The sequence below is a fragment of the Ancylobacter sp. IITR112 genome, assembly GCF_041415945.1.
GTDB lineage: Bacteria > Pseudomonadota > Alphaproteobacteria > Rhizobiales > Xanthobacteraceae > Ancylobacter.
On the sequence record NZ_JBGCUS010000001.1, the window covers coordinates 1153939 to 1178509 of the forward strand.

Consider the following 24571-nt stretch of genomic DNA (forward strand, 5'->3'; position numbering starts at 1 on the left):
ACAGTGAGCATGACCCAGTCCCGCCCCAAGGTGATGACCCTGACCGACGCCGCCGCCGATCGCGTGCGGCAGGTGATCGCGCGTTCGGAAAAGCCGGTCGTGGGCCTCCGCATCGGCGTCAAGAATGGCGGCTGCGCCGGCATGGAATACACGATGGAATTCGCCGAAGAGGCGGGCCGGTTCGATGAGGTGGTGGAGGACAAGGGCGTCAAGGTGCTGATCGACCCCAAGGCGATCCTTTATCTTCTCGGCACCGAGATGGACTTCAAGGCCGACAAGTTCGCCGCCCAGTTCGTGTTCAACAATCCCAACCAGACTTCGGCGTGCGGTTGCGGCGAATCCGTCGCCATCACCCCCGTGCGGCCGGAGACGGCCGGCGCCAGCGCCTGATCGCGCTGGCGGGGCGATGGATGAGGCGGATATTGCCGATCTGTTCGCCGCCTTCGGCCCCGTGCGCACCCGCCGCCTGTTCGGCGGGCTCGGTCTTTATGCAGACGGGGTGATGTTCGGCCTCGTGCTCGATGGCCGTATCTTCCTCAAGACCGATCCCGGTTTCGCCGCCGATCTCGCCGCTGCGGGGGCGGAGCCGTTCACCTATCGGCGCAAGGACGGGCGGCAGGTCAACGTCGCCTATTGGTCGCTGCCGGAGCCGGCGCTCGATGATGGCGAAGTGGCGGCGGCGCTTGCTCTTCGCGCGCTGGCCATCGCCCGCGCGGCCGCCAGTGCCGCACCGCGCCGGCCGCGTCGGCGCTGACGGGGATCGGGGCGGAACCCGCCCGCTCCATGCGTGTTACCGAGGTACCCGGCGGCGCCGGACTGACCGACGCGCAAGGAGCGGACGCGCATGAATCTCGACAGTTTCGGTGATCTGAACGGGCTGGGCGACCTCGTCGTCCTCTATGGCCTGAATGTTCTCTACGCGCTGGCGCTGCTGCTCATCGGCTGGTGGCTGGCAAGCGTGGTGGAGCGATTGGTCATTCGTGCCTTCGGAGCGAGCCGGCGGGTGGACGCTACCATCGTCGGCTTTCTGTCCAGCCTTGCGCGCTACACCGTGCTGGTGTTCGTCGGCCTTGCCGTGCTGCAGCGCTTCGGCATCCAGACCACCAGTCTCATCGCGGTTCTGGGCGCCACCTCGCTGGCGGTCGGCCTGGCGCTGCAGGGCACGCTGTCCAATGTCGCCGCCGGGGTGATGCTGCTGCTGTTCCGCCCGTTCAAGATCGGCGATTCCGTTGAAGTCGGCGGCCAGAGCGGCACGGTGAAGGCGGTTACCCTATTCACGACGGAACTCGCGGCCGGCGACAATGTGCAGGTTCTCATGCCCAATGGCCGGGTGTGGGGCTCGCCCATCATCAACCGCTCGGTCTATGGCCGTCGCAGCTTCAGCTTCGCGCTGGAGCTGAAGCCGGACGCCGATATTGAAGGGGTGATGGAGCAGGGGCTCAGCTTCCTGCAGGCGGATCCGCGCGTCGCCGCGGAACCGGGCCCCTCCGCGTCCATCGCCAGAATGGCGCTGGACCGGGTGGAAGTCGGCTTTTCCGGTTGGGCGTCGGCGGGTGACGCCGGCGCGGTGCGCGGCGATCTCATCAAGCGTTTGCGGGCGGCGATCCGGACGCCAGCCGCGCCGCCGACGGCTGCCGTGCCGGCCGCGTCGCGCAAGCCACGATCGGCTAAACCGGCCGCAGCGGAGAGTTCGGCGGCGGGCGCTTCCGCCCTGCCGCAGCCAAAGGCCGGCGAGCCGTTCAGCCGGCCTTGATCTTCACCGGGCGCAGCAGGAAAGCCGGCAGGTGCGAGGTGTCGGCCGGCTCGTCCATCGGCGCGCGGTCCGGGCGGCGATGGGTGAGGGGCGTCACCGGCGCCCGCGCCGGAGCGGGGGCGACCTTTTCGCGGCCACGGCCGCGCGGCGCGGCAGCGGCCTCCGGCGCGGCGTCGCTGTCCTTGTCCCGCGCGCGCCGGCGCGCCGGCTTGGCGGCGGGCGTCGTCGCCTCCTCCGCCACGGCGGCGAGCGGCGCTTCGGCCGCGGCATTGGGGGGCGCGTCCGCCTCGCGGCGACGGGCGGGGCGGGCGCCCCGGCTCTCGCCGCCATCTTCCCGCTCGCGGTTGCGGCCGCCACGGCCCTTCTCGCGGACAGGCTTCTCACGGCCGGGACGGGCGCGCGTCTCGACGGCCGGGACGCTGTCCAGTCCGGCGCCGTCCTTCCAGTCGATGGCGCGGCCGATCAGTTTCTCGATCGCCGCCAGCGACTTGGAATCCGCGCCCGTGACGATGGTGAAGGCGGCACCCGCACGTCCGGCGCGGCCGGTGCGGCCGATACGGTGCACATAGTCTTCCGCATGGTGCGGCGTGTCATAGTTGAACACGTGACTAACCGCGGGAATGTCCAGGCCGCGCGCGGCGACATCTGACGCCACCAGCAGGGTGGCGTCGCCGGTGCGGAACTGGTCGAGCGCCTGCATGCGTGAGCGCTGGTCCATGTCGCCATGCAGGCACACCGCCTTGTAGCCATGGCGCAGCAGCGACTTATGGACGACGGCCACTTCGCTCTTGCGGTTGCAGAAGATGATGCCGTTCTGCAGGTTCTCGGCTCCGTCGATCAGCCCGCGCAGCGTCTCGCGCTTGGCGAAGTCCTCCTTGGGGGAGGCGACGAGTAGCTGGGTGATGGTCGAGGCGGTGGAGGAGGGGCGGGACGCCTCGATCTGCACCGGGTTCGACAGGAACTGCGCGACGAGGCGCTGGATTTCCGGCGGCATGGTGGCGGAGAAGAACAGCGTCTGGCGGGTGAACGGCACCAGCTTGCAGATGCGCTCGATGTCCGGGATGAAGCCCATGTCGAGCATGCGGTCGGCCTCGTCGATGACGAGGATCTCGATGCCGGAGAGCAGCAGCCGGCCGCGCTCCACATGGTCGAGCAGCCGGCCCGGCGTGGCGATGAGGATGTCGACGCCGCGCAGCAGCTTGGCGTCCTGGTCGCCGAAGGAGACGCCACCGATCAGCAGGGCGACATTGAGCTTGTGGTTCTTGCCGTAGCGCGTGAAGTTCTCTTCCACCTGCGCGGCGAGTTCGCGCGTCGGCTCCAGGATCAACGTGCGCGGCATGCGGGCCCGGGCGCGGCCCTGCTCCAGCAGGGTCAGCATCGGCAGGGTGAAGGCGGCGGTCTTGCCGGTGCCGGTCTGGGCGAGCCCCAGAACATCGCGGCGGGCCAGCACATGCGGAATGGCCTGCGCCTGGATCGGCGTCGGCTCGGTGTAGCCGGTATCGGCAACGGCCGCGAGCACCTTGTCGCTCAGGCCCAGTTCGTTAAAAGGCATCTGGATCAATTCTGCGGCCTGCGCACCGCACACCGGACCCCCGAGCCGTAACCGGGGATGGTTGCATCGTCGTCGCGCGGAGCGCCTCAGTCGGATAGGGTATGACGACGCATCGCACCATAGGCATAACGCCCGGAAAGTCAACGTATTTGGCCGCTGTCAAGGGCTTTTCGGCTACGCCTCGCCCGCATGGTGTCCGCTGGGGAAGGCAGGTCGCGCCATGAGTCGCGCCTTCGTGAAAGAAGACAGCGGCGCCGATACGCTGCCCGAGCGCCCGATCAGCGGGAATCGCAACCTCGTCACCCGTCGGGGGCTGGCGCAGATCGACGCCGAAATCGCCCGGCAACGCGAGGCCCTTGCTGCCGCCGGGGCGCAGGGGTCGCGCGAGGGCGCCGCCGCCGCTTCGCGCGAACTGCGCTACTGGTCGGCGCGCCGAGCCAATGCCGAGCCGGTGGACCCTCCGCAGAGGGGCGAGGCCATCACCTTCGGCATGGCGGTGACGCTGGAAGACGAAAAGGAACATCGCCGCACCTTCCGCATCGTCGGCGAGGACGAAGCCGATCCGGCCCAGGGGCGCATCGGATGGGTGTCGCCTGTGGCCCGTGCCCTGCTGGGCAAATGGATCGGTGACGAGGTGACGCTGCCGGGCGGCACGATGGAGATCGTCGCCGTCGATCCGCGCCCGGAGGTGGCGGAGCCATGGGCACGATGATTGTCTCCCTGGACACGCTGCTGGTGTTCGTCCCGGCGGCGCTGGCGCTCAACCTCACCCCCGGCAATGACATGCTGTTCTGTCTCGGGCAGGGAATGAAGTCCGGCCCGCGCGCGGGCGTCGCCGCCAGTTTCGGCGTCGCGCTCGGCGGCTTCATCCATGTGCTTGCCGCCGCGTTCGGGCTGGCGGCGCTGCTCGCCGCCCATCCCGGCGCCTTCGCGGTGCTGCGCTGGGCCGGCGTCGCCTATCTCGTCTGGCTGGCGGTGCAGGCGCTGCGCGGCCCGGGGCTCGTGTGGGCGCCGGAGCCGGGGCGGGGATACACGCCGCGGCGCGCCTTCCGCGAGGCGGTGCTGGTCAATGTGCTGAACCCGAAGGTCGCGGTCTTCATCCTCGCCTTCCTGCCGCAATTCGTCGATCCCGCGCGGGGCTCGGGCTTTGTTCAGTTCCTGGTGTTGGGCACGGTGTTCAATGCCGGCGGCACGGTGGTGAACGCTCTGGTTGGCGGTTTTGCCGGCCGGATCGGGGTCTGGCTGCGCGGGCGGGAGCGGGTGGCCCGCGCCTTCACCCGCCTCACCGGTTTTCTCTTCCTCGGTCTCGCCGCGCGCCTCGCCTTCGAACGGCCGTGAGGCCACGCCGTCAGATATCCAGCAGTTCCTCGCTGGCAAAGGCGGCGCGCTCGGAGATGAAGGTGAAGCGGCTCTCAGGCTTGTTGCCCATCAGCCGCTCGACGATATCGGCCGTGGCCGCGCGCTCGGCCTCCTCCACGGTGACGCGCAGCAGGGTGCGCGTCTTGCGGTTCATCGTGGTTTCCTTGAGTTGGGCCGGCATCATCTCGCCAAGGCCCTTGAAGCGGCCGATCTCGACCTTGCCGCGCCCGGAAAATTCGGTGCGCAGCAATTCGTCACGATGCGCCTCGTCGCGGGCGTAGAGCGTCTTGGCGCCCTGGCTGATGCGGTAGAGCGGCGGCACGGCGAGGAAGAGATGGCCGTTCTCGATCAGCTTCGGCATCTGCCGGTAGAAGAAGGTGACGAGCAGCGAGGCGATATGCGCGCCATCGACATCGGCGTCGGTCATGATGATGACCCGCTCATAGCGCAAATCTTCCTCGCGATACTGCGTCCCGGTGCCGGCGCCCAGCGCCTGCACGAGATCGCCGAGCTGCTGGTTCGCCGCGAGCTTGTCGCGCCCGGCGCTGGCGACGTTGAGGATTTTGCCGCGCAGCGGCAGCACCGCCTGGGTCTGGCGCTCGCGCGCCTGCTTGGCCGAGCCGCCGGCCGAGTCGCCCTCGACGATGAACAGTTCCGACCCCGCCGCCGAATTGTTGGAGCAGTCCGCCAGCTTGCCCGGCAGGCGCAGCTTGCGCACCGCGGTCTTGCGGGAGATTTCCTTTTCCTGCCGGCGGCGCAGCCTCTCCTCGGCCCGCTCCACCACCCAGTCGAGCAGGCGGTTGGCCTGCGCCGGATTGCCGCCGAGCCAGTGGTCGAACGGGTCGCGCAGCGCCGCCTCGACGATGCGCGTCGCCTCGGCCGTGGCGAGCTTCTCCTTGGTCTGACCCTGGAATTCCGGCTCGCGCACGAAGACGGAGAGCATGGCGGCGCAGCCGGCCATCACGTCGTCGGCGGTGATGATGGCGGCGCGCTTGGCCGCGCCGGTGCGCTCGGCATGGTCGCGCAGACCTTTCAGCAGCACCGCGCGCAGGCCGGTTTCATGCGTGCCGCCCTCGGCGGTGGGGATGGTGTTGCAATAGGAGGAGATGCTGCCATCGGCATCGCCCAGCCAGGCCACCGCCCATTCCGCCGAGCCATGGCCGCCGGGGCGTTGGGTCTTGCCGGAGAAGATGTCGGGATGGACCAGCGTATGGCCGTCAATATCGGCCGCGAGATAGTCGCGCAGGCCGCCGGGGAAGCGGAACACCGCCTTTTCCGGGATATCGGTGCCGGCGACGAGCGAGGCGTCGCAGCTCCAGCGGATTTCCACCCCGCCGAACAGATAGGCCTTGGAGCGGGCCATCTTGAACACGCGGGCCGGCTTGAAGCGGGCATTCTCGCCGAAGATCTGCGCGTCCGGGTGGAAGCTCACCCGCGTGCCGCGCCGGTTGAGGATGCGCCCGACTTCCTGGATCGCGCCCTGGGGCACACCGCGCGAATAGGTCTGGCGGTAGAGCGTCTGCCCGCGCGCCACTTCCACCACCAGCACGTCGGACAGCGCGTTGACCACGGAGACGCCGACACCGTGCAGGCCGCCGGAGGTCTCGTAGACCTTGCTGTCGAACTTGCCGCCCGCGTGCAGCGTGGTGAGGATGACCTCCAGCGCCGACTTTCCGGGATATTTCGGGTGTTCCTCGATCGGGATGCCGCGGCCATTGTCGGTGACGGTCAGGAAGCCGTCCTCGGTCAGTTCCACCTCGATGAAGCTGGCATGGCCGGCCACCGCCTCATCCATCGAATTGTCGATCACCTCGGCGAAGAGGTGGTGGAGCGCCTTCTCGTCCGTGCCGCCAATATACATGCCCGGCCGGCGCCGCACCGGTTCCAGCCCTTCCAGCACCTCGATATCGGCAGCCGTGTAGCCGGCCTCGCCGGGGGTGCCCTCGCGCGGCGCGGCGGGGCGCGCAGCGGCGCGCGGACGCGGGGCGGGAACAGCGGCGAAGAGGTCGTCGGAATTCGACATGGGCGCGGTGGGTCTCATCAGGGTCAGGAACCGATTCGGTTTCCTTAGCACTATGCCAGCGCCAGCGCGAAACCGGAACGCTCCGTGAACATGGGCGCCATGCGCGCCGGCCTATCAGCGCTTCAGCCGCTTGCGATTGGCGCGCACCTTACGGCCATAGAGGGCGACGATCTCCGGCCCGACCGCGTCGAGCCGGCCGGCGGCGGCCGCCTTCATCAGCCGGGCATTGACCTCGCCCAGCGCCAGCGTCTTTTCCGTGACCATCCGCACCGCCTCGACGCCGGCGGCGGCGTCGCCGCGCGCAAGGCGGGTGAGCCGTTCGGTAATCACCACCTGCATGTCCATGCCGAGCCGGGTCATGGCGAGGCCGGTTTCAAACCAGGCGAAGGGGTCGTTCATGGCGGGGCTCCGGCGACGTCAAGAAGGGCCGGACGAGAAGCTTTGGGCGGCGGCGTCGGTTCCCGCCCGGCGCGCGCAGCCGCCATGCGCCAGCCGAGGCCCCTCTTGTCTTTCGCCAGACATGCGAAAGGTGTAAGGGCGCAGCTCCATGCGCGTCCCCGGCTCGTCACGGCGGGCGCGCCAGCAGGAAGGGTCGCCACCATGACGGACAGCAAGGCGCGGATCGCCATCCTCGGGGCCTCGGGCTACACCGGCTCGGAACTGCTGCGCCTGCTGCTGCGCCATCCGCGGGTCGAGATCGTCGCGCTCACCGCCGACCGCAAGGCCGGGCAGCCGGTGGCGGATGTGTTCCCGCAATTCGCGCCGTTCAAGCTGCCGGACCTCATCACCATCGAGCAGGTGGCGTGGAAGGACGTGGATCTCGTCTTCTGCGCCCTGCCGCACGGCACCACGCAAGTAGTGATCAAGAACGTGTTCGAGACCGCGCCGCATGTGAAGGTGGTCGATCTCTCCGCCGATTTCCGGCTGCGCGACGATGGCGCCTATGAGCGCTGGTACGGCCATCCGCACCAGGCGCTGGAGCTGCAGCAGGAAGCGGTCTACGGCGTGGTCGAGCTGTATCGCGACGACATCCGCAAGGCGCGGCTTGTCGCCAATCCCGGCTGCTACACCACCACCGCCATCCTGCCGGTGGTGCCGCTGATCGAGGCCGGCGCCATCGAGCCCGAGCACATCGTCATCGACGCCAAGAGCGGCGTGACCGGCGCCGGGCGCGCGGCGAAGGAGAATCTCTTGTTCACCGAAGTGACGGAGGGCATGCACGCCTATGGCGTCGGCAGCCACCGCCACATGGCGGAACTGGATCAGGAATTCTCCAAGGCCGCCGGCCGCACGGTTGCGCCCAGCTTCACGCCGCATCTCGTGCCGATGACGCGCGGCATTTACGCCACGATCTATCTCAAGACCGGCGCGGGCGTCGGCGCCGAGGGCGTGCACCGGGTGCTGGCGGACTTCTACAAGGGCGAGCCCTTCGTGCATGTGCTGCCGCTCGGCCAGGTGCCGCAGTCGCGCTTCGTCAAGGGCTCCAACATGGCCTTTATCGGCGTGGTGAAGGACCGCGCGCCGGACCGGGTGATCGTGATCTCCACCACCGACAATCTGGTGAAGGGAGCTTCCGGCCAGGCGGTGCAGAACATGAACCTCGTGCTCGGCTATCCCGAGACGCTGGGGCTGGAGCAGATCGCGCTGTTCCCCTGAGGGGCGGGCCGTCATCCCGGACGGCCGCGGGCCGATCCGGGATCGCAGGACTGGGGCCGTCCCGATGATCTGCCGATCCCGGCTCGAAGCTATGCTTCGGCCGGGATGACGGAATGGCCGCCATGGCGAGCCGGTTCATCCTGAGGTGCGAGCCGCAGGCGAGCCTCGAAGGATGTTCGTCTGCCGCGGCCTAAGACGCCGATTGCCGGCCGCAAGCAGCCCGCTTCACGACTTCACCTTCACATAGCTGCCCGGTGCGTCCTCGATCGCCTTGTAAGGACCCTCGCCGGGGATGCGGGTAGTTGCGGGCACGCGCGCGTCATCCTGCGCCTCGATCCAGGCCAGCCAGTCCGGCCACCACGAGCCGGGATGCATCTGCGCCTTGCCGATCCACTCTTCCAGCGTCCCCGCCGCCGGGCCGCCGGTCCAGTACTGGTATTTGCCGCGTGCCGGCGGGTTGATGACGCCGGCAATATGGCCGGAGCCCGCCAGCACGAAGCGGCCGGGATCGCTGAATTTCTGCAGGCCGAGAAACACCGAGGCCGCCGGGGCGATGTGGTCCTCGCGCGTCGCGACGGAATACATCGGGACATGGATCGCCTTGAGGTCGAGCTTCTGGCCGGCGAGCATCAGCCGACCCTGCGCCAGCTTGTTGTCGAGATAGCAGTTGCGCAGATAGAAGGAATGGTTGGCAGCCGGCAGGCGGGTGGAATCCGAATTCCAGTAGAGAATGTCGAAGGGGAACGGTGCCTGCCCCTTGAGATAATTGTTCACCACATAGGGCCAGATCAGGTCATTGGCGCGCAGCATGTTGAAGGCGTTGGCCATGGTGCGGCCTTCCATCACGCCGGCTTCCAGCATCTTGCGCTCAAGGCTGGCGACCTGCTCCTCGTCGATGAACACCTTCAGGTCACCGGCATAGGTGAAGTCGACCTGGGTGGTGAGGAAGGTGGCGCTGGCGAGGCCGGGCTTGGTGTCCGTAGCCGCCAGCCAGGCCAGCGTCATCGCCAGCATGGTGCCGCCGACGCAATAGCCCACCGCGTGGAAGTCCTTCGAGCCGGCCGCTTTCTTCGCGACGTCGAAGGCGGTGAGCACGCCGTCCTTCATATAGTCCTCGAAGCCCTTGGCGGCGAGTTCCGGGCCGGGATTGACCCACGACACCATGAACACGGTGAGCCCGCTTTCCACCGCCCAGCGCACGAAGGATTTCTCCGCCGTCAGATCGAGCACGTAGAATTTGTTGATCCAGGGCGGGATGATCACCACCGGCGTCGCCAGCACGCTTTCAGTCTGCGGCGTGTACTGGATGAGCTGCATCAGCTCGTTCTGGAAAATCACCTTGCCGGGCGTGACCGCGAGATTCTCGCCGACACGGAACTTGGAATCGTCGGTCTGGCGGATCTTCAGATCGCCGCCGCCGGCCTCGATGTCCTCGGCCAGCATTTTCATGCCGCGCACGAGATTCTCGCCATTCGAGGCGAGGGTGGTGCGCAGCAATTCGGGATTGGTCAGCACGAAATTGGAGGGCGAGACCGCGCCGGCGATCTGCCGCACATAGAATTCCGCCTTCTGCTTGGTGCGGGCGTCGATCCCGGCCTCCTCGACCATGTCCGCCGCCCAGTTGGCGGTGAGCAGATAGGCCTGCTTGAGCGCGTCAAAGAAGGGGTTCGAGTTCCATTCCGGGTCGGCGAAGCGCGAATCGCGCGTCGCTGGCTCGACCACGGGGCGGGTTTTCTCGCCGCCCAGCCGCTTCAGCGCGGTGGTCCAGAGGTCGAGATAACCGCCGATCAGCCGCGACTGCGCCTCCACCGTGCGCTGGGGATCGGCGAGCCAGTATTCCGCGACATTGCCGATGGTCTTGGCGACCTCGGTGAGTTCTTCCGCAACTTCGTCGCGGATGCGCCCTTCCTCGCGCGGGCGCAGATAGGCGGCCATGGCGCGGCCCCCTTCCTCCATCATGCGCGCCAGATTGGCGGCGAAGGCTTCGAGGTCGATCGGGCCGGGCCGCGCAGCCTCCGGCGCGGCGTCCGCTTCGCGCGAAACCGGGGCGGCCTGCGCGGAAGTGGGCTTCGCGGAAGTGGGCTTGTCGGGACCGGCTTTTGCGGGCGAGGGCGTTTGCGGGGCAGGGGTAGGCGAAACGGCGGGGGTGGGGCGCGCGGAGCGGGCGCGGCGCGTCTTGCCCGGCGCGGGGGGCGCGGCGTTGGAAGGCGTCGCGCCCACATTCGCGGCGCCCGCACTCTTTGCTCCCGTACGGTTTGTTCCCGCATTATTGGCGCCCGAGGGACGGGCGCGCGGCGGCGTCGCCGTCGATTCGGCCGGCATCGACTTCGCCGCCGCCGGCTTCCGGCGTGCCGGCGTCACAGCCGTCACGTCTGGCACAGCCGTCACGTCTGTGGCGGGGGCCGTGGCCCTCCGGCCGGCCGGCTTTCCCACGGTGGCGGCGGGTTCCTTCGCGACGGCGGGAACGGCCCGTGTCCGCTGACGCGCCTTTGGCGCCTCGGTGGCCGGCGTCGCCGCCCGCTTCCGTGCTACCTTCGCCGGCGCCGGAATGGCGTCGCGCTCCGGCGTGGAACTGGCCGGGGTGGACGGGTTCGATTTGCTGCGTCGGCTGCTCACCGCTTGTCCCCGCGGGTTGGTGCGTTCATAGGTGGCCATAATAGACGCGCCATCCGGTGCTAGCGAGTGCGTAACGGCGGGTTCCCGCGCGAGGGTGAACGGCGGCGCCTGAGGGGAGGGCAGGTTGGAACACGGGCACGGCAGTCAGCATCGCGGGCGTCCCCTGCGGCTTCATCGTCTCGCCGGCGGCGCCCTGATGGCGCTGCTTCTGGCCGGCTGCGCGTCGCTGGAAAGTCAGACGGCCGGTCCGCCGCCCCCGGGCGCCACGGCCGAATCGGCGGCCGCATCGGAATCGGCCCGCGCCGCGCCGGCGCCCGTCGGTCGCCAGAAGCCGCCCGAGGCGCCCTACCCGACCTTCGGCGCGCCGGCGCAGATCGGCGACCGGCCGGTGATGACCCCGCAGCAGCAGCAGGCGGTGCAGAAGAATCTCGAAACCCTCGCCAGCCAGCGCGAGAAGGAGATGCTCCGGCAGATCGAGGACGATCAGGGCGGCTCCGCCGGCCAATAGGCGACGCCCGCCGGCGCCGCGACTACCATTCTTCTGCCCCTTTGGGCCGACATCCCTCGCTGTGCGGGCGCGCGAGAGGTGATATGAAGCGCGCGTGACGCCGTCGCCGGGGAAACGGGGCGGCCTGGAGCTTGAGACCCATGACCGATTTTCATCGCATCCGCCGGCTGCCGCCTTACGTGTTCGAGCAGGTCAATCGTGTGAAGGCCGTCGCCCGCAATGGTGGCGCCGACATCGTCGATCTCGGCATGGGCAATCCGGACCTCGATGCCCCGGACCATGTGGTTGAAAAGCTGAAAGAGACGATCGGCCGCCCGCGCACCGACCGTTATTCCGCCTCCAAGGGCATTCCCGGCCTGCGCCGCGCGCAGGCGGCCTATTATGAGCGCCGCTTCGGCGTGAAGCTGAACCCCGACACCCAGGTGGTGGCGACGCTCGGCTCCAAGGAAGGCTTCGCCAATATGGCGCAGGCCATTACCGCCCCGGGCGATGTGATCCTGGTGCCGAACCCCAGCTACCCCATCCATGCCTTCGGCTTCCTGATGGCCGGCGCGGCGATCCGTTCCGTGCCCTGCGCGCCGGGGCCGGAGTTCTTCCACGCGCTGGAACGCGCGGTGGCGCATTCGATTCCCTCGCCGCTGGCGCTGGTGCTCTGCTATCCCTCGAACCCCACCGCACAGGTTGCCGATCTCGACTTTTACCGCGATGTCGTCGCCTTCGCGAAGAAGCACGACCTCATCGTGCTGTCCGACCTCGCCTATTCCGAGGTCTATTTCGACGACAACCCGCCCCCCTCGGTGCTGCAGGTGCCGGGCGCGATGGACGTGACGGTGGAATTCACCTCCATGTCGAAAACCTTCTCCATGGCCGGCTGGCGCATGGGCTTCGCCGTCGGCAATGACCGGCTGATCGCGGCGCTGGCGCGGGTGAAGTCCTATCTCGACTATGGCGCCTATACCCCGATCCAGGTCGCGGCCACGGCGGCGCTGAACGGCCCGCAGGACTGCATCGCCGAGATGCGCAGCGTCTACAAGAAGCGCCGTGATGCGCTGGTGGACAGTTTCGGCAAGGCGGGTTGGGAGATTCCGGTGCCCACCGCCTCCATGTTCGCCTGGGCGCCGATCCCGGAAAAGTTCCGTCATCTCGGCAGCCTGGAATTCTCGAAGCTCCTGATCGAGAAGGCCGATGTCGCGGTGGCCCCGGGCGTCGGCTTCGGCGAGCATGGCGACGAGTATGTGCGCATCGCCCTTGTGGAGAATGAGCAGCGCATCCGCCAGGCCGCGCGCAACATCCGCCGCTTCCTTGAAACCGGCGCGGAAACATTGCACAACGTCGTCCCTCTCGCCGCGGCGCGCTGAAGGCCCGGTCCTTACCGGCAGCGCCGCAATCGGAACGTTTGTTGAGTTCGGACACATAATGGCGCCGCCGCTGAAAATTGGCATCGCCGGCCTCGGTACGGTCGGCGCGGGTGTGGTGCGTATGCTGGCCCGCCGCGCGGAAGCGATCGCCGCGCGGGTGGGACGGCCGGTCGAGGTGGTCGCCGTCAGCGCCCGCGACCGTTCGCGCAACCGGGACTGCGACCTTACCGGCCTGCGCTGGTACGACGACGCGGTCGAGCTGGCGCGCGACCCGGACATCGACGTGTTCGTCGAACTGATCGGTGGCCCGGACGGCATCGCCAAGGCGGCGGTCGAGGCGGCCATCGCCGCCGGCCATTCCATTGTCACCGCCAACAAGGCGCTGCTCGCCCATCACGGCGTGGAACTCGCGCGCGCGGCGGAAGCGGCGGGCGTCGCCATCCATTTCGAGGCAGCGGTCGCCGGCGGCATTCCCGTCATCAAGACCCTGCGCGAGGCGCTGCTCGGCAACGAGATCAGCCGCGTTTCCGGCATTCTCAACGGCACCTGCAACTATATCCTCACCCGGATGCAGGAAGAGGGGCTGTCCTTCGACACCTGTCTCGATCAGGCGCAGCAGCTTGGCTATGCCGAGGCCGACCCGACCTTCGATGTCGACGGCTTCGACACCGCCCACAAGCTCGCTCTGCTCGCCTCACTGGCCTTCGGCGTGAAGCCGGACCCGGACGCGATCCATATCGAGGGCATCCGCTCCATCACGCTGGCGGATATCGAGGCGGCGGACGAACTCGGCTACCGCATCAAGCTGCTCGGCGTCGCCGCCCGGATCGGCGGGCAGGTGGAACTGCGCGTGCACCCGACCATGGTGCCCAAGCACTGGCCGATCGCGCAGGTCTCCGGTGTGACCAATGCGGTGGCGATCGACGGCGACGCGGTGGCGCTCACCCTTGTCGGACCGGGCGCGGGCGGCGATGCCACCGCTTCCGCCGTGGTGGCCGACCTGTGCGATGCCGCCGCCGGCACCGTCGGCGCGCCCTTCGGCTGGAAGGCGGCGAACCTTCAGCCGGCCGAGAAAGCGGCGATCCGTCGGCACGAAGGCGGCTATTATATCCGCCTCGCCGCGGTCGACCGGCCGGGTACGGCGGCCGCCATTGCCCGCCATATGGCCGAGCAGAACATCTCGCTCGAGTCCATAATGCAGCACCGTCGCGGCCGGCCTCACGGGGGCGACCGGGCGGAGAGCGCGGAGGACCCGGCACCGGTGGTGCTGATCACCTACGCCACCAATGAGGACGCGGTGCGCCGTGCGATCGCCGCCATCGAGATTGATGGCGTCATCGCCTCGCCGCCGCAGGTGATACGGATCGAGAAGGACTGAGGGGGCAGGGACGATGGCGGGGATCACGGTCAAGGCGGACCAGGTGCTTGAGCGCATTCTGACGCTCGAACTGGTTCGGGTCACCGAGCGCGCGGCCGTGGCGTCGGCCAGCCTGCGCGGGCGGGGCGACGAGAAGGCGGCGGACAAGGCGGCGGTGGACGCCATGCGCCGCGAACTGAACCGCCTGCCCATTGCCGGCCGCATCGTCATCGGCGAGGGCGAGCGCGACGAGGCCCCGATGCTGTTCATCGGCGAGGAAGTGGGTACCGGCAAGGGCCCGGCGGTGGATATCGCCGTCGATCCGCTGGAAGGCACCACGCTCTGCGCCAAGAACATGCCGGGCTCCATCGCCGTGATGGCGATGGCCGAGGGCGGCACCATGCTCTACGCGCCCGATGTCTATATGGACAAGATCGCCATCGGCCCGGGTTATCCCAAGGGCACGATCGACATTGACGCCAGCCCCGAGGACAACATCCAGTCGCTGGCGAAGGCCAAGGGCGTGAAGCCCTCGGAGATCAGCGCGCTGATCCTCGACCGTCCGCGCCATGCCGCCATCATCGAGGCGGTGCGCCGGACCGGCGCCGCCGTGCAGCTGATCACCGATGGCGATGTCGCCGGCGTGATCCACACCACCAACCCGGACGAGACCGGCATCGACATCTATCTCGGCACCGGCGGCGCGCCGGAGGGCGTGCTGGCGGCGGCGGCGCTGCGCTGCATCGGCGGCGAGATGTACACCCGCCTCATCCTTGACAGCGACGCCAAGCGCGAGCGCGCCAAGAAGATGGGCGTCGCCGACCCGAAGAAGATCTACACCATCACCGACATGGTGCGTGGCGACTGCCTTATCGCCGCGACCGGCGTCACCACGGGCAATCTGCTCAAGGGCGTGAAATATGAGAAGGGCGTGGTGAAGACCCACACCGTCGTCATGCGCTCCGCCACCGGCACGGTGCGCTGGATCGAGGCCGAGCATCGCGACCTCTCGAAATTCCATCTCGGCTGAGCCGCCACATGCGTGCTGACATCCCGGACGGCCGGAGGCCGATCCGGGATCGCATGCGGAAGGGAGAGCGATCCCGGCTCTTCGCCGCGCTGCGGCCGGGATGACGGATCTTAACCAGGGGCGCCATGGCGCCCCGTTCTCGTTTCGCCTTCTGCCGGGAGGGGTGTGCAACTCACGCTTTGGCCTGCGCGCGGTGTGCTGTATACCAGAGCCGTGCCAAGGCGCGCCGCTCAGGGGCGCCGGGCACCCGAACGCCAAGCCAATTGCCAAGGGAACGACCCATGCCCGCTCCTCACTCCGAGATCCCCGCCCTGCAGTCGAAGATCGTCGGCCTTATCGGCGAAGATAAGTACACCGAGGTCGCCGAGGCCTATGCGGCCTTCGTGAAGGAGCATCCGACGACCACCTACATGGCCGCCGAGCCGATCCCGTTCAAGGTCGCCGACCGGCTGGCCAAGAAGTATGGCTCCTCCGCCACCACCACATTCACCCTGCGCAACAGCACCTGGGCGTCCGACCTCGCCACCGCGCTGAAGGGCAGCCCCGCCGAGTTCGGTGCGCTCATCGGTTCGTTCGACGCCAAGGTGGCCGAGATCGCCAAGACGGTGAAGAAGGTCGCCTGAGCGCCTTCGCCCCCTGCGACGACAGACGGAAAGGCCGGCCTCGCGCCGGCCTTTTTCGTGTCGCTGCGAGGGGGCTCAGCCCGCCTTCGCCGCGTCCTTGAGGAAATAATCCACCCCGAGCTGCACCATGTCCGGCTGCGAGGCGTGCGGGCCGGGGTGCTCGATATAGGTCAGCTCATAGCCGGCCGGGCGGAGCTTCGCGGCATGAGAGCGGCCGGCGGTGTTGATCGGTGTCTGGGTGTCGTTCTGGCCGTGGGCGATGAACACTTTCGGCGCGCCCTCCTGCGCCAGCACGGTCATGAAACCGGCGGAGAAGGCGAGGATATGGGTGACGACGCGCCCATTGCTCAGCCCGGTGGAGAGCGAATAGCTGCCGCCATCGGAATGGCCGGCAAAGGCAAAATGGGTGGGGTCGAGCCTAAAACGCGACGCCACTTCGGCCAGCGCGAGGTCGAGCCGCTCAAGGTCCGGCCCGTTGCCGGCGATGACGATGTCCCAGGTCGGCAGCAGCGATTGCGGCACCAGCAGCAGGAAGCCGCGCGTCTCGGCATGGCGGCGCAGCATCGGCAGGATCTTCTCGGCGCTGCCGCCGCCGCCATGGAACAGCGTCACCATGGGGGTCGGCCGTGCGGGGTCGATCCCCTCCGGCACGATCAGCACGGCGTCGCGGGTCTCGAACAGGCCGAGATCGTGACGGCCGGGCGCCAGCGCCGGCTTCGACGGCGCGGCATGGGCGAAGGCGAGACGACCGAGCAGAGACAGGTTCAGCATGGCGCGCACCATAATGGGCCGGCGCGCCCGCGCAACCCGTGAGCTGCCGAGCGTCGCCCATCCCCGCCGAGGGCGACATGACAGCCGCGCAGGACAGGCATGGGCGCCAGGGGTCTTTGCAGCGGCGGGGCGGTGGCCTATCAGCCAGGAACGGCGCGCGACTCGCGCCGTCTCCCGCGCCCGTCTGCGGGCCGTCTCCCTGCCTCCTGCCGTCCCGGTCCCATGCCGTTCAAGCACAAGCTGCTCGCGCTCACCGTCATCTGCGTGTGGGCCCTTAACATGATCGTCATCAAGCAGGGCATCGCGGAAATTCCGCCGATGATGATGAGCGCGCTGCGCTTCGCGCTGGTGGCGCTGCTGCTGTGCCCGGTGCTGCATCTGCGCCGCGACCAGGTGCCCGGCGTGCTGCTGGTGTCCTTCACCTTCGGCACCGTGCATTTCGGCCTGCTCTTCGCCGCGCTGGCCGATTCGGAGGCCGGTACCAGCGCCGTCATCATCCAGTTGGGTGCGCCGATCGCCACCCTGCTCGCCTGCCTGGTGCTGAAGGAACGGCTCGGCAAGGTCCGCCTCGCCGGGCTGGCCGTGTCGGTGGCGGGCATCTTCGTGCTCGCCCTCGGTCCCACCCTTCCGCCGCCGCTGGCGCTGTTCCTGCTGGTGGTCAGCGCCACCGGCTGGGCGGTGACCAATCTCATCATCAAGCAGCTCAAGGGCACCGGCCCGATGACCATCATGGGCTGGTCGTCGCTGTTCGCGATTCCGCAGATCCTCGTGCTGTCGTGGTTTTTCGAGGGGGATCGGTGGGGCATGGTGCTGACGGCGGGCTGGCCGGGCTGGTTCAGCGTCGCCTACAGCGCCATTGCCTCGTCCATCCTCGCCTATGGCATCTGGTACTGGCTGCTGCAGCGCCATCCCATCAATGCCGTCGTGCCCTTCTCGATGCTCAATCCGCTGCTCACCGTGGCTTTCGGCATCCTGCTGATCGGTGACGATCCCTCGCCGGTGAAGATCGCCGGCGCACTCATCATGGTGGCGGGTGTCGCGCTCATCCTGCGCCGTCCGCCCAACCTGCCCGACCCCACTCTGCCCGACACGGCGTGAGCGGACGAAGGCCGGAACGTCGCCGCCCCGGCCTGTCTTTGTCCGTTCGGCTCACTTCGCCTTCAGGAACTCGCCGACTTCCAGCAGGATCAGCTCGTTGTCATCCGCCTTCGCCGGATCGCGCGAGGAGGAGAAGGGCAGGTTGTTGTCGTTGCCGACGACGATGTGGCTGGCGTCAACCACGTCGACATTCTCGATGGTGAAGAAGGGGAAGGTCAGCACGCCGTCATTGAGCGGCTTGCGTGCCTTCTTGTCCGGATCGGCGATCTTCATCAGGTCGATATGGCCGATCTTGCGCACCGGCTGGCCGGCATTGGCGTCGGTCAGCTCGATCTTGTAGATGCGCTTGAACTTGGCGAGGTCGTGGAAGCAGTCCGACCCCTTGGTCCCGGCGGCGCAGGCCTTGTCGGCCGTGCCCTCGCCATTGTCGCGCTCGATGATGAGGCCGGTGGTGCCGTCGATCATGTTGAAGTCGCCGATGGCATTGCCGTTCTGTTCCAGAACGTATTGCCACATGCGGCCGGTCCACTTCTGGTTCGCCACGTCGAATTCGAGGATCGGCAGGAATTCCTTGCCGTCGGCGGTCTTCTGCCAGTCCTTCTTGTCGGCGTCCCACAGCGGGCCTTCGAGCAGGGCGTAGAGATATTTGCCGTCCTTGGAGGCCGCCATGCCCTCATAGCCCTTGGAGCGGCGGGCGTTGAAGGTGGCGGGCGCGTTCGGCGCGGCGGGGGAGGCGACGGCGTAATGGTCGGGCGAGCGCACCGGGGTCTCGCCGGCCACCGTCTCGAACAAAGCGAGCACCTTGCCGCTCTTGTCCGCCTTGATCAGATAGGGGCCGAACTCCTCGCCGATCCAGATATCGTCGCCGATGATCTGGAAGCTCTCAATATCGAAATCGGCGCCGGTCAGATAGCGCTTCTCGGTGCCCTCATGGACGATGCGGAACGGTACCTTCTTGTCGGGATCGGTGAGGAAGATGGTCTCGACCGGCTGGAACGTGCCGGTGGCCCAGTCCACCGTGTAGTGGCGCAGGAACAGCGCCGCGTCGGGGCTGTTGGCCTTCGAGCCGAAGCCGTTATCGGTGATGATCCAGAAGCTGCCATCCGGCATCACCTTGATGCCGGAATGGCCCTGCACCGGCTGGCCCTGGAAGGGCAGCTTGACGCCGGTGGGGCGGCCGGCGGACTTGCCTTCCACCGTGCCGACGGCATCGACGCGCGTGCCGGTCGTGAACTTGCCGGAGACCTTCAGGTCCGCCGGCGCGTCGTCCGGCATGGCGATGAAGGTTTCCGCCGGCAGCACGGCATGGCCGGCGAGCGTGGCGGGAAAGGTCTCGTCGGCGCGGGCGCCCGTGGCGAGCACGGCGAGGGCGGCGCCGGCGAGTAGTGAGAGGCGGAAGCGGCGGGTCATGGGGGGTCCTTTTCAGCATGCGGCGCGAGGCCGGAGAGCGCCTTCTGCCCGCCGCCCATGTCCCTCGCGTTACGGCAGCGTGACATGCCCGTGACGCGGCGCAGCGGGGGGCGGCGCGGGAAGCTCTCGACGCGGGCGCGTTGTTCGGGCTTATCCTGCGCGCCATGAGTCTTGTCCTTCCCACCGCCGCCCCGCCGCCGCGTCCCTTTCTCGGCGTGTCCCGTTCGGTCACCGGCCGCTTCTGGCGCGAGCGGCTGGACGCGCGCGGCGCACAGACCACGCTCGCCATCGTCCAGCGCCACGGCGTGCCGGAAATCCTCGCCCGCGTGCTGGCCGGGCGCGGCGTCGCCCTCGACGAGGTGGAAGCCTGGCTCGACCCGACAGTGAAGCGTCTGCTGCCCGATCCCGACACGCTGACCGACATGCCGGCCTGCGTCGCCCGCCTCGCCGATGCGGTGATGCGTGGGGAGAAGGTGGCGGTGTTCGGCGATTACGATGTCGACGGCGCCACAGCCACCGCCCTGCTGGTGGAAGTGCTGCGCGCCGGCGGGCTCGACCCTGCCTTCCACATTCCCGACCGCATCTTCGAGGGCTATGGCCCCAACATACCGGCCATCGAGGCGCTGGCCGAGCGCGGCGCGACGCTGCTGGTGACGGTCGATTGCGGCACGATGAGCTTCGAGCCCTTCGCCCGCGCCCGTGAAAAGGGGCTCGACGTGGTGGTGATCGACCATCACCAGGCCGGCGAGGAGCTGCCCGATGTGGCCGCGCTGGTGAACCCCAACCGCGCCGACGATCTCTCCGGCCTCGGCCATCTCTGCGCCGTGGGGCTGGTCTTCGTCGTCGCTGTCGGGCTGCTGCGCGAACTCGAACAACGCGGCTGGTGGAATGACGCGCGACGCAAGCCCAACCTGCTCACCAGCCTCGATCTCGTCGCGCTCGGTACGGTGGCGGATGTCGTGCCGCTGCTCGGGCTCAACCGCGCCTATGTCACCAAGGGGCTGATCCAGCTTCGCAAGCGCGAGCGGCCCGGCCTGACCGCGCTGATGGACGCGGCGCGCCTCTCCGGCCCGCCCAAGGCGTGGCATCTCGGCTTTCTGCTCGGTCCGCGCATCAATGCCGGCGGGCGCATCGGCGATGCGACGCTTGGCACCAGACTGCTGCTGACCCGCGATCCCATCGAGGCGCAGGCGATCGCCGCCGAGCTCGACCGCCTCAACGCCGAGCGCCAGCAGGTGGAGCGCGCCATCGTCGCCGAAGCCGAGGCGGAGGCCGAGGCGGCGCTGGGCCGCGCCGGGGCGGGGGCGGTGGTGCTTTCCAGCGGGCAGGGCTGGCATCCCGGCGTGGTCGGGCTGGTGGCGGCGCGGCTGAAAGAGAAGTTCGGCCGCCCCGCCTTCGCCATCGCCTTCACCGGAGAGATGGGTGCCGGCTCGGCCCGTTCCATTCCGGGCGTCGATGTCGGGCGGGCGGTGCGCGGGGCGGTGGAGGCCGGCCTGCTGGTGAAGGGCGGCGGCCATGCCATGGCGGCCGGCCTCACCGTGGCGCGGGAGCGGCTGGGTGATTTGCGCGCCTATCTCGAAGACGCGCTGGCGAAAACGGTCGAGGACGCCCGGGCGGTGGATGAGACGCTGATCGACGGTGCGCTTTCCGCTGCAGGGGCGACCCCGGAACTGGTGGAACTGATCGAGCGCGCCGGCCCGTTCGGCGCCGGCAATCCGCAGCCGATCTTCGCCTTTCCCGCCCATCGCGTGGTCTATGCCGAGCCCGGCAATGCCGGCCAGATGCGGGTGAGGCTGCGCAGCGGGGATGGCGCGGTGATCTCCGCCGTCGCCTTCCGGGCGGTCGACACGCCGCTCGGCGCGGCGCTGCTGGAGGCGCGGGGGCAATTGCTGCATGTCGCCGGCACGCTCGACCTCGATTCCTGGCAGGGTCGCACGCAGGTGAGCCTGCGCATCAGCGATGTTGGCACGCCGGAAATTGGTTGATGCGACATGGGCTTGGACATCGTGCCGGACTCGGATCATGAGCCTGCCGCCCGTCTCCCCCTTCCTGAATCGGATCCTCAGCCGGTGCGACCAGACCCTTGCGATGACTCGCGAAATCCCACGGTAGCGATCATTGGCGCCGGCCCGGCCGGGCTGATGGCTGCCGAGGTGCTGGCGGGGGCCGGCTGCCGCGTGAGCCTGCATGACCGCATGCCCTCTCCCGCGCGCAAATTCCTCATTGCCGGGCGCGGCGGGCTGAACCTCACTCATTCGGAAGCCCGCGCGCCCTTCCTCGCCCGCTATGGCGAAGCGGCCGACTGGCTGGCGCCGATGCTCGACGCCTTTCCGCCCGCCCGGCTGCGGGACTGGGCGGAGGGTCTCGGCGAGCCAACCTTTGTCGGCTCCTCCGGCCGCGTTTTCCCGCGCAGCTTCAAGGCCTCGCCCCTGCTGCGGGCGTGGCTGGCGCGGCTGGACCGCCTCGGCGTGCGGCTGCTGCGCAACCAGCGCTGGTGCGGCTGGGATGCGGCTGGCGCGCTGCGTTTCGCCACGCCGGCGGGCGAGGAGAGCCTCGCGGCCGATGCCGTGCTGCTCGCGCTGGGCGGCGCAAGTTGGCCGCGCCTCGGTAGCGATGGCGGCTGGGTGGAAATTCTGCGCGGGCAGGGCGTGGAGATCGCCCCGCTGCGCCCAGCCAATAGCGGGGCGCGCATCGTCTGGTCGGAGGCATTCCGCTCCCGCTTCGCCGGTGCGCCGCTCAAGCGCATTGCCCTGTCGCTCGGCGAAAGACGGGTGCGTGGCGAGGCGATGATCGACGGCGGGGGGCTGGAGGGCGGGGCGGTCTACGCGCTCTCCGCCGCGCTGCGCGAGGCGATTGCCCGCGAGGGCACGGCCACGCTCCTGGTCGATCTGCGCCCGGATTTCAGCGACGCCGTGCTCGCGGCGCGACTGGCCGCCAGCCGCAAGGGCGAGTCGATGGCCAACCGCCTGCGCAAGGCCGCCGGCCTCTCTCCAGTCGCCGCCGGCCTGCTGCGCGAAGCCGGTCCGTTACCGGCGGAGGCCGCCGCGCTCGCCGCCCGCATCAAGGCAGTGCCGCTCACCGTCACCGGCATGGCCGGGCTGGAGCGGGCGATTTCCTCGGCCGGCGGCGTGCGGCGGGACATGGTTGATGGCGCGCTGATGCTGCGGGCGCGGCCGGGCGTGTTCGTCGCCGGCGAGATGCTGGATTGGGAGGCACCGACCGGCGGCTATCTGTTGCAGGCGTCTTTCGCCACCGGCTATGCCGCCGCCTGCGGGATTCTGGCCCGGCTCGGACGGCCGCTGCCTGCGCCGTGGTCAGGAAAATGGGAGGCGGGAGACGCGGCGGCGCTCGCCGGAGAATGGTCGCGGGACGACGGCTGAGGGAGCGCGTGCCGTCGTCCCGCGTGGTTCACGAGACCTGCCGGGAAGTGGCCTCGCGAAGTCGTTGCCGGTAAGAGTGCCGCCGTTTTGTGTATTCGCGGCTCTCTGTCGGCGTTGAATATGTGGGTACTCTTGTTTTTCGTCACGGACAACAGATATCTTCCGGTATTGTTACAGTTCTAAACTGATTAAGGCTGCCGGATATTTAGGGGAGGTCGCGACCTCTGCACGGCGGCTTGCGCGGCGCAGGCCACGGGCTTACCTGCTAGGGGGAGGGCTCCGCGCCAGGGGAGGAGGCGGAGTCGCAAGGAGAAGCGATGGCACGTCTGTTCTTCCGTCGGGGCGCCAGTGCCGAGGCCGCGCCGGACGCCGCCCGCAACCTCGCCGCCCGGGCGCGGCAGTTGCTCGGCGTCGGCGAGGAAACCACCATTTCCATCAGCGAGATCGCCTGCGGCGACCCCGCATGCGGCGGCGCGGAAACTGTGGTGCTGGTGATGCGCCCCGGCCGCCGCACCGAAGCGGCCAAGCTGATGAAGCCGCTCGCCACCGTGACCGAGTCCGAGCTTGCCGAAGCGCTGCAGCCCCTGAGTGACGCTGCGTCAGAATCTGTTCGCTGAAACGAAGTCGTTTTGCCGCTAAGCGGTGAAAGCGTTCAGCTTTCATGTCTTTTTTCAAAGTGGAACAATTCTGATCTGCAGTCGAAGACTTGCGGCTGATTTCGGCGGTGGCGTAGGAGTCTCCGGCTATGGCGCCTCGGGGGCGCGGAAGGAGACCGACCATGCACGTCCGATCATTGTTCGCCGCGCCGCTTGTCGCGGCCATTGCGCTGGGGGCGAGCTTTGCCGTCGGCCCGGCCGCCGCTGATACCCCGGCGCCCAAGGTGCGCGACATCGTCGCCACCTATGCCGACATCGCCGAGGCGATGTACACGGACAGCCTGACCACCGCCAAGGCGCTGCAGAGCGCTGTCGACACCCTCATCGCCACGCCGACCGAGGCCAATCTCGACGCCGCCAAGGCCGCCTGGAAGGCCGCGCGCGTGCCCTACCAGCAGACCGAGGGCTTCCGCTTCGGCAATCCCATCGTCGATGAATGGGAAGGCCGCGTGAACGCCTGGCCGCTGGATGAAGGGCTGATCGACTATGTCGACAAGGGCTATGGCGAGACCTCGGACGAGAACCCGCTCTACACCGCCAATGTGATCGCCAACACCAAGATCCGCGTCGGCAAGAAGACCATCGACGCCACCACCATCACCCCTAAGCTGCTGGACAGCCTGCAGGAGGCCGGCGGCGTCGAATCCAACGTCGCCATCGGCTATCACGCCATTGAATTCCTGCTGTGGGGCCAGGATCTCAACGGCACCGGCCCCGGTGCCGGCAAGCGCCCGGCGACCGACTACGACACCAAGAATTGCAGCAACGGCCATTGCGAGCGCCGCGCGGCCTATCTCAAGGCAGCCACCGACCTGCTGGTGTCCGATCTCGCCGACATGGCGAAGTGGTGGGGCAAGAAGGGCAAGGCCCGCGCCGCCGTGGTGAAGCAGAAGGACAAGACCGCGCTCGCCACCATCCTCACCGGCCTCGGCTCGCTGTCCTACGGCGAACTCGCGGGCGAGCGGATGAAGCTCGGCCTCATCCTGCACGATCCCGAAGAGGAGCATGACTGCTTCTCCGACAACACCCACAATTCGCATTATTACGACGAGCTCGGCATCGCCTCGATCTACCGGGCCAAGTACACCCGCGTCGACGGCTCGGTGGTCGAGGGCGCGTCGGTCGCCGCCTATGCCAGCGCCAAGGCGCCGAAGGCCGCCGCCGAGGCCGAGGCCAAGATCGACGCCGCGCTCGCCGCGCTGAAGGCGATCAAGGACGAAGCCGACAGCGGCAAGCAGGCCTATGACCAGATGATCGGCGAGGGCAATGCCGAGGGCAATGCGCTGGTGCAGAAGGGCGTGGATTCCCTCGTCGCCCAGACCCGCGCCATCGAGGGCGTGGTTGGTGCTCTGAAGCTGAAGATCAAGGTCGAAGGCTCCGACAGCCTCGACGACCCCTCCAAGGTCGGCGAGTGATGCGGC

22 protein-coding genes are annotated in these 24571 nt (G+C 68.5%); 16 read left to right on the forward strand and 6 right to left on the reverse strand.

Going from position 1 to position 24571, the window contains the following annotated elements:
• The first annotated feature begins 33 nt into the window (after positions 1–33).
• The 3 genes from AAC979_RS05185 to AAC979_RS05195 all read left to right on the forward strand — a co-directional run bounded on the left by AAC979_RS05185 (position 34) and on the right by AAC979_RS05195 (position 1753).
• Entirely contained in the window at positions 34–390 is a 357-nt protein-coding gene (locus AAC979_RS05185) for a HesB/IscA family protein (protein WP_371349003.1), read from the forward strand.
• 16 nt (positions 391–406) lie between these two features.
• On the forward strand, positions 407–754 hold the full coding sequence (locus AAC979_RS05190) for a TfoX/Sxy family protein (RefSeq protein WP_371345779.1): 348 nt from the start codon (positions 407–409) through the stop codon (positions 752–754).
• A gap of 90 nt (positions 755–844) precedes the next feature.
• A complete protein-coding gene (locus AAC979_RS05195; protein WP_371345780.1) occupies positions 845–1753 on the forward strand; it encodes a mechanosensitive ion channel family protein in 909 nt (302 codons plus the stop codon).
• Here the strand turns inward: AAC979_RS05195 and AAC979_RS05200 are convergent.
• A complete protein-coding gene (locus AAC979_RS05200; protein WP_371345781.1) occupies positions 1740–3305 on the reverse strand; it encodes a DEAD/DEAH box helicase in 1566 nt (521 codons plus the stop codon). The genes AAC979_RS05195 and AAC979_RS05200 overlap by 14 nt on opposite strands.
• A gap of 220 nt (positions 3306–3525) precedes the next feature.
• Here AAC979_RS05200 and AAC979_RS05205 point away from each other — a divergent pair, with 220 nt between their 5' ends.
• Positions 3526–4017 (forward strand): GreA/GreB family elongation factor, encoded by a 492-nt coding sequence (locus AAC979_RS05205; protein WP_371345782.1) that lies wholly within the window; start codon positions 3526–3528, stop codon positions 4015–4017.
• Complete coding sequence (locus tag AAC979_RS05210; RefSeq protein ID WP_371345783.1) at positions 4014–4643, forward strand: LysE family translocator; 630 nt, start codon at positions 4014–4016, stop codon at positions 4641–4643. Before AAC979_RS05205 ends, AAC979_RS05210 begins: the two co-directional genes overlap by 4 nt.
• 10 nt (positions 4644–4653) lie before the next feature.
• On the opposite strand, the gene parE is transcribed toward AAC979_RS05210, so the two are convergent.
• Entirely contained in the window at positions 4654–6687 is a 2034-nt protein-coding gene (parE, locus tag AAC979_RS05215; RefSeq protein ID WP_371345784.1) for a DNA topoisomerase IV subunit B, read from the reverse strand.
• Positions 6688–6801: 114 nt separating this feature from the next.
• On the reverse strand, positions 6802–7086 hold the full coding sequence (locus AAC979_RS05220) for a hypothetical protein (protein WP_371345785.1): 285 nt from the start codon (positions 7084–7086) through the stop codon (positions 6802–6804).
• A gap of 201 nt (positions 7087–7287) precedes the next feature.
• Between AAC979_RS05220 and argC the strand changes: the two genes are divergently transcribed.
• Entirely contained in the window at positions 7288–8343 is a 1056-nt protein-coding gene (gene argC / locus AAC979_RS05225; RefSeq protein ID WP_371345786.1) for an N-acetyl-gamma-glutamyl-phosphate reductase, read from the forward strand.
• Between the two features lie 225 nt (positions 8344–8568).
• Here argC and phaC read toward each other — a convergent pair whose 3' ends face one another.
• Positions 8569–10302 carry a class I poly(R)-hydroxyalkanoic acid synthase gene (gene phaC, locus AAC979_RS05230; protein ID WP_371349004.1) on the reverse strand — a complete coding sequence of 578 codons (1734 nt, stop codon included), beginning with the start codon at positions 10300–10302 and terminating at the stop codon, positions 8569–8571.
• A gap of 853 nt (positions 10303–11155) precedes the next feature.
• Here phaC and AAC979_RS05235 point away from each other — a divergent pair.
• The 5 genes from AAC979_RS05235 (at position 11156) to AAC979_RS05255 (ending at position 15835) form a co-directional block, all read left to right on the forward strand.
• Positions 11156–11467: a hypothetical protein gene (locus tag AAC979_RS05235; protein WP_371345787.1), complete on the forward strand. Its 312-nt coding sequence runs from the start codon at positions 11156–11158 to the stop codon at positions 11465–11467.
• A 140-nt stretch (positions 11468–11607) separates the two neighbouring features.
• On the forward strand, positions 11608–12825 hold the full coding sequence (locus AAC979_RS05240) for an LL-diaminopimelate aminotransferase (protein WP_371345788.1): 1218 nt from the start codon (positions 11608–11610) through the stop codon (positions 12823–12825).
• Between the two features lie 58 nt (positions 12826–12883).
• Positions 12884–14203, forward strand: coding sequence for a homoserine dehydrogenase (locus AAC979_RS05245; RefSeq protein WP_371345789.1), 1320 nt, complete (start codon positions 12884–12886; stop codon positions 14201–14203).
• A 13-nt stretch (positions 14204–14216) separates the two neighbouring features.
• Entirely contained in the window at positions 14217–15212 is a 996-nt protein-coding gene (glpX, locus tag AAC979_RS05250; RefSeq protein WP_371345790.1) for a class II fructose-bisphosphatase, read from the forward strand.
• 281 nt (positions 15213–15493) lie between these two features.
• Entirely contained in the window at positions 15494–15835 is a 342-nt protein-coding gene (locus tag AAC979_RS05255; protein WP_371345791.1) for a hypothetical protein, read from the forward strand.
• 75 nt (positions 15836–15910) lie between these two features.
• Here the strand turns inward: AAC979_RS05255 and AAC979_RS05260 are convergent, their stop codons facing one another.
• Positions 15911–16606, reverse strand: coding sequence for an alpha/beta hydrolase (locus AAC979_RS05260; protein WP_371345792.1), 696 nt, complete (start codon positions 16604–16606; stop codon positions 15911–15913).
• A 222-nt stretch (positions 16607–16828) separates the two neighbouring features.
• Between AAC979_RS05260 and AAC979_RS05265 the strand changes: the two genes are divergently transcribed.
• On the forward strand, positions 16829–17704 hold the full coding sequence (locus tag AAC979_RS05265; protein WP_371345793.1) for a DMT family transporter: 876 nt from the start codon (positions 16829–16831) through the stop codon (positions 17702–17704).
• 51 nt (positions 17705–17755) lie between these two features.
• On the opposite strand, the gene AAC979_RS05270 is transcribed toward AAC979_RS05265, so the two are convergent.
• Entirely contained in the window at positions 17756–19114 is a 1359-nt protein-coding gene (locus AAC979_RS05270; RefSeq protein WP_371345794.1) for an esterase-like activity of phytase family protein, read from the reverse strand.
• 164 nt (positions 19115–19278) lie between these two features.
• On the opposite strand from AAC979_RS05270, the gene recJ reads away from it, so the two are divergent.
• From recJ to AAC979_RS05290, 4 genes are all read left to right on the forward strand, one after another.
• Complete coding sequence (gene recJ, locus AAC979_RS05275) at positions 19279–21099, forward strand: single-stranded-DNA-specific exonuclease RecJ (RefSeq protein ID WP_371345795.1); 1821 nt, start codon at positions 19279–19281, stop codon at positions 21097–21099.
• A gap of 6 nt (positions 21100–21105) precedes the next feature.
• Positions 21106–22494, forward strand: a complete 1389-nt coding sequence (locus AAC979_RS05280; RefSeq protein WP_371345796.1) for a TIGR03862 family flavoprotein — start codon at positions 21106–21108, stop codon at positions 22492–22494.
• 317 nt (positions 22495–22811) lie between these two features.
• Positions 22812–23111 (forward strand): hypothetical protein, encoded by a 300-nt coding sequence (locus AAC979_RS05285; RefSeq protein WP_371345797.1) that lies wholly within the window; start codon positions 22812–22814, stop codon positions 23109–23111.
• Positions 23112–23272: 161 nt separating this feature from the next.
• Positions 23273–24565, forward strand: coding sequence for an imelysin family protein (locus AAC979_RS05290; protein WP_371345798.1), 1293 nt, complete (start codon positions 23273–23275; stop codon positions 24563–24565).
• The last annotated feature ends 6 nt before the right edge of the window (positions 24566–24571 follow it).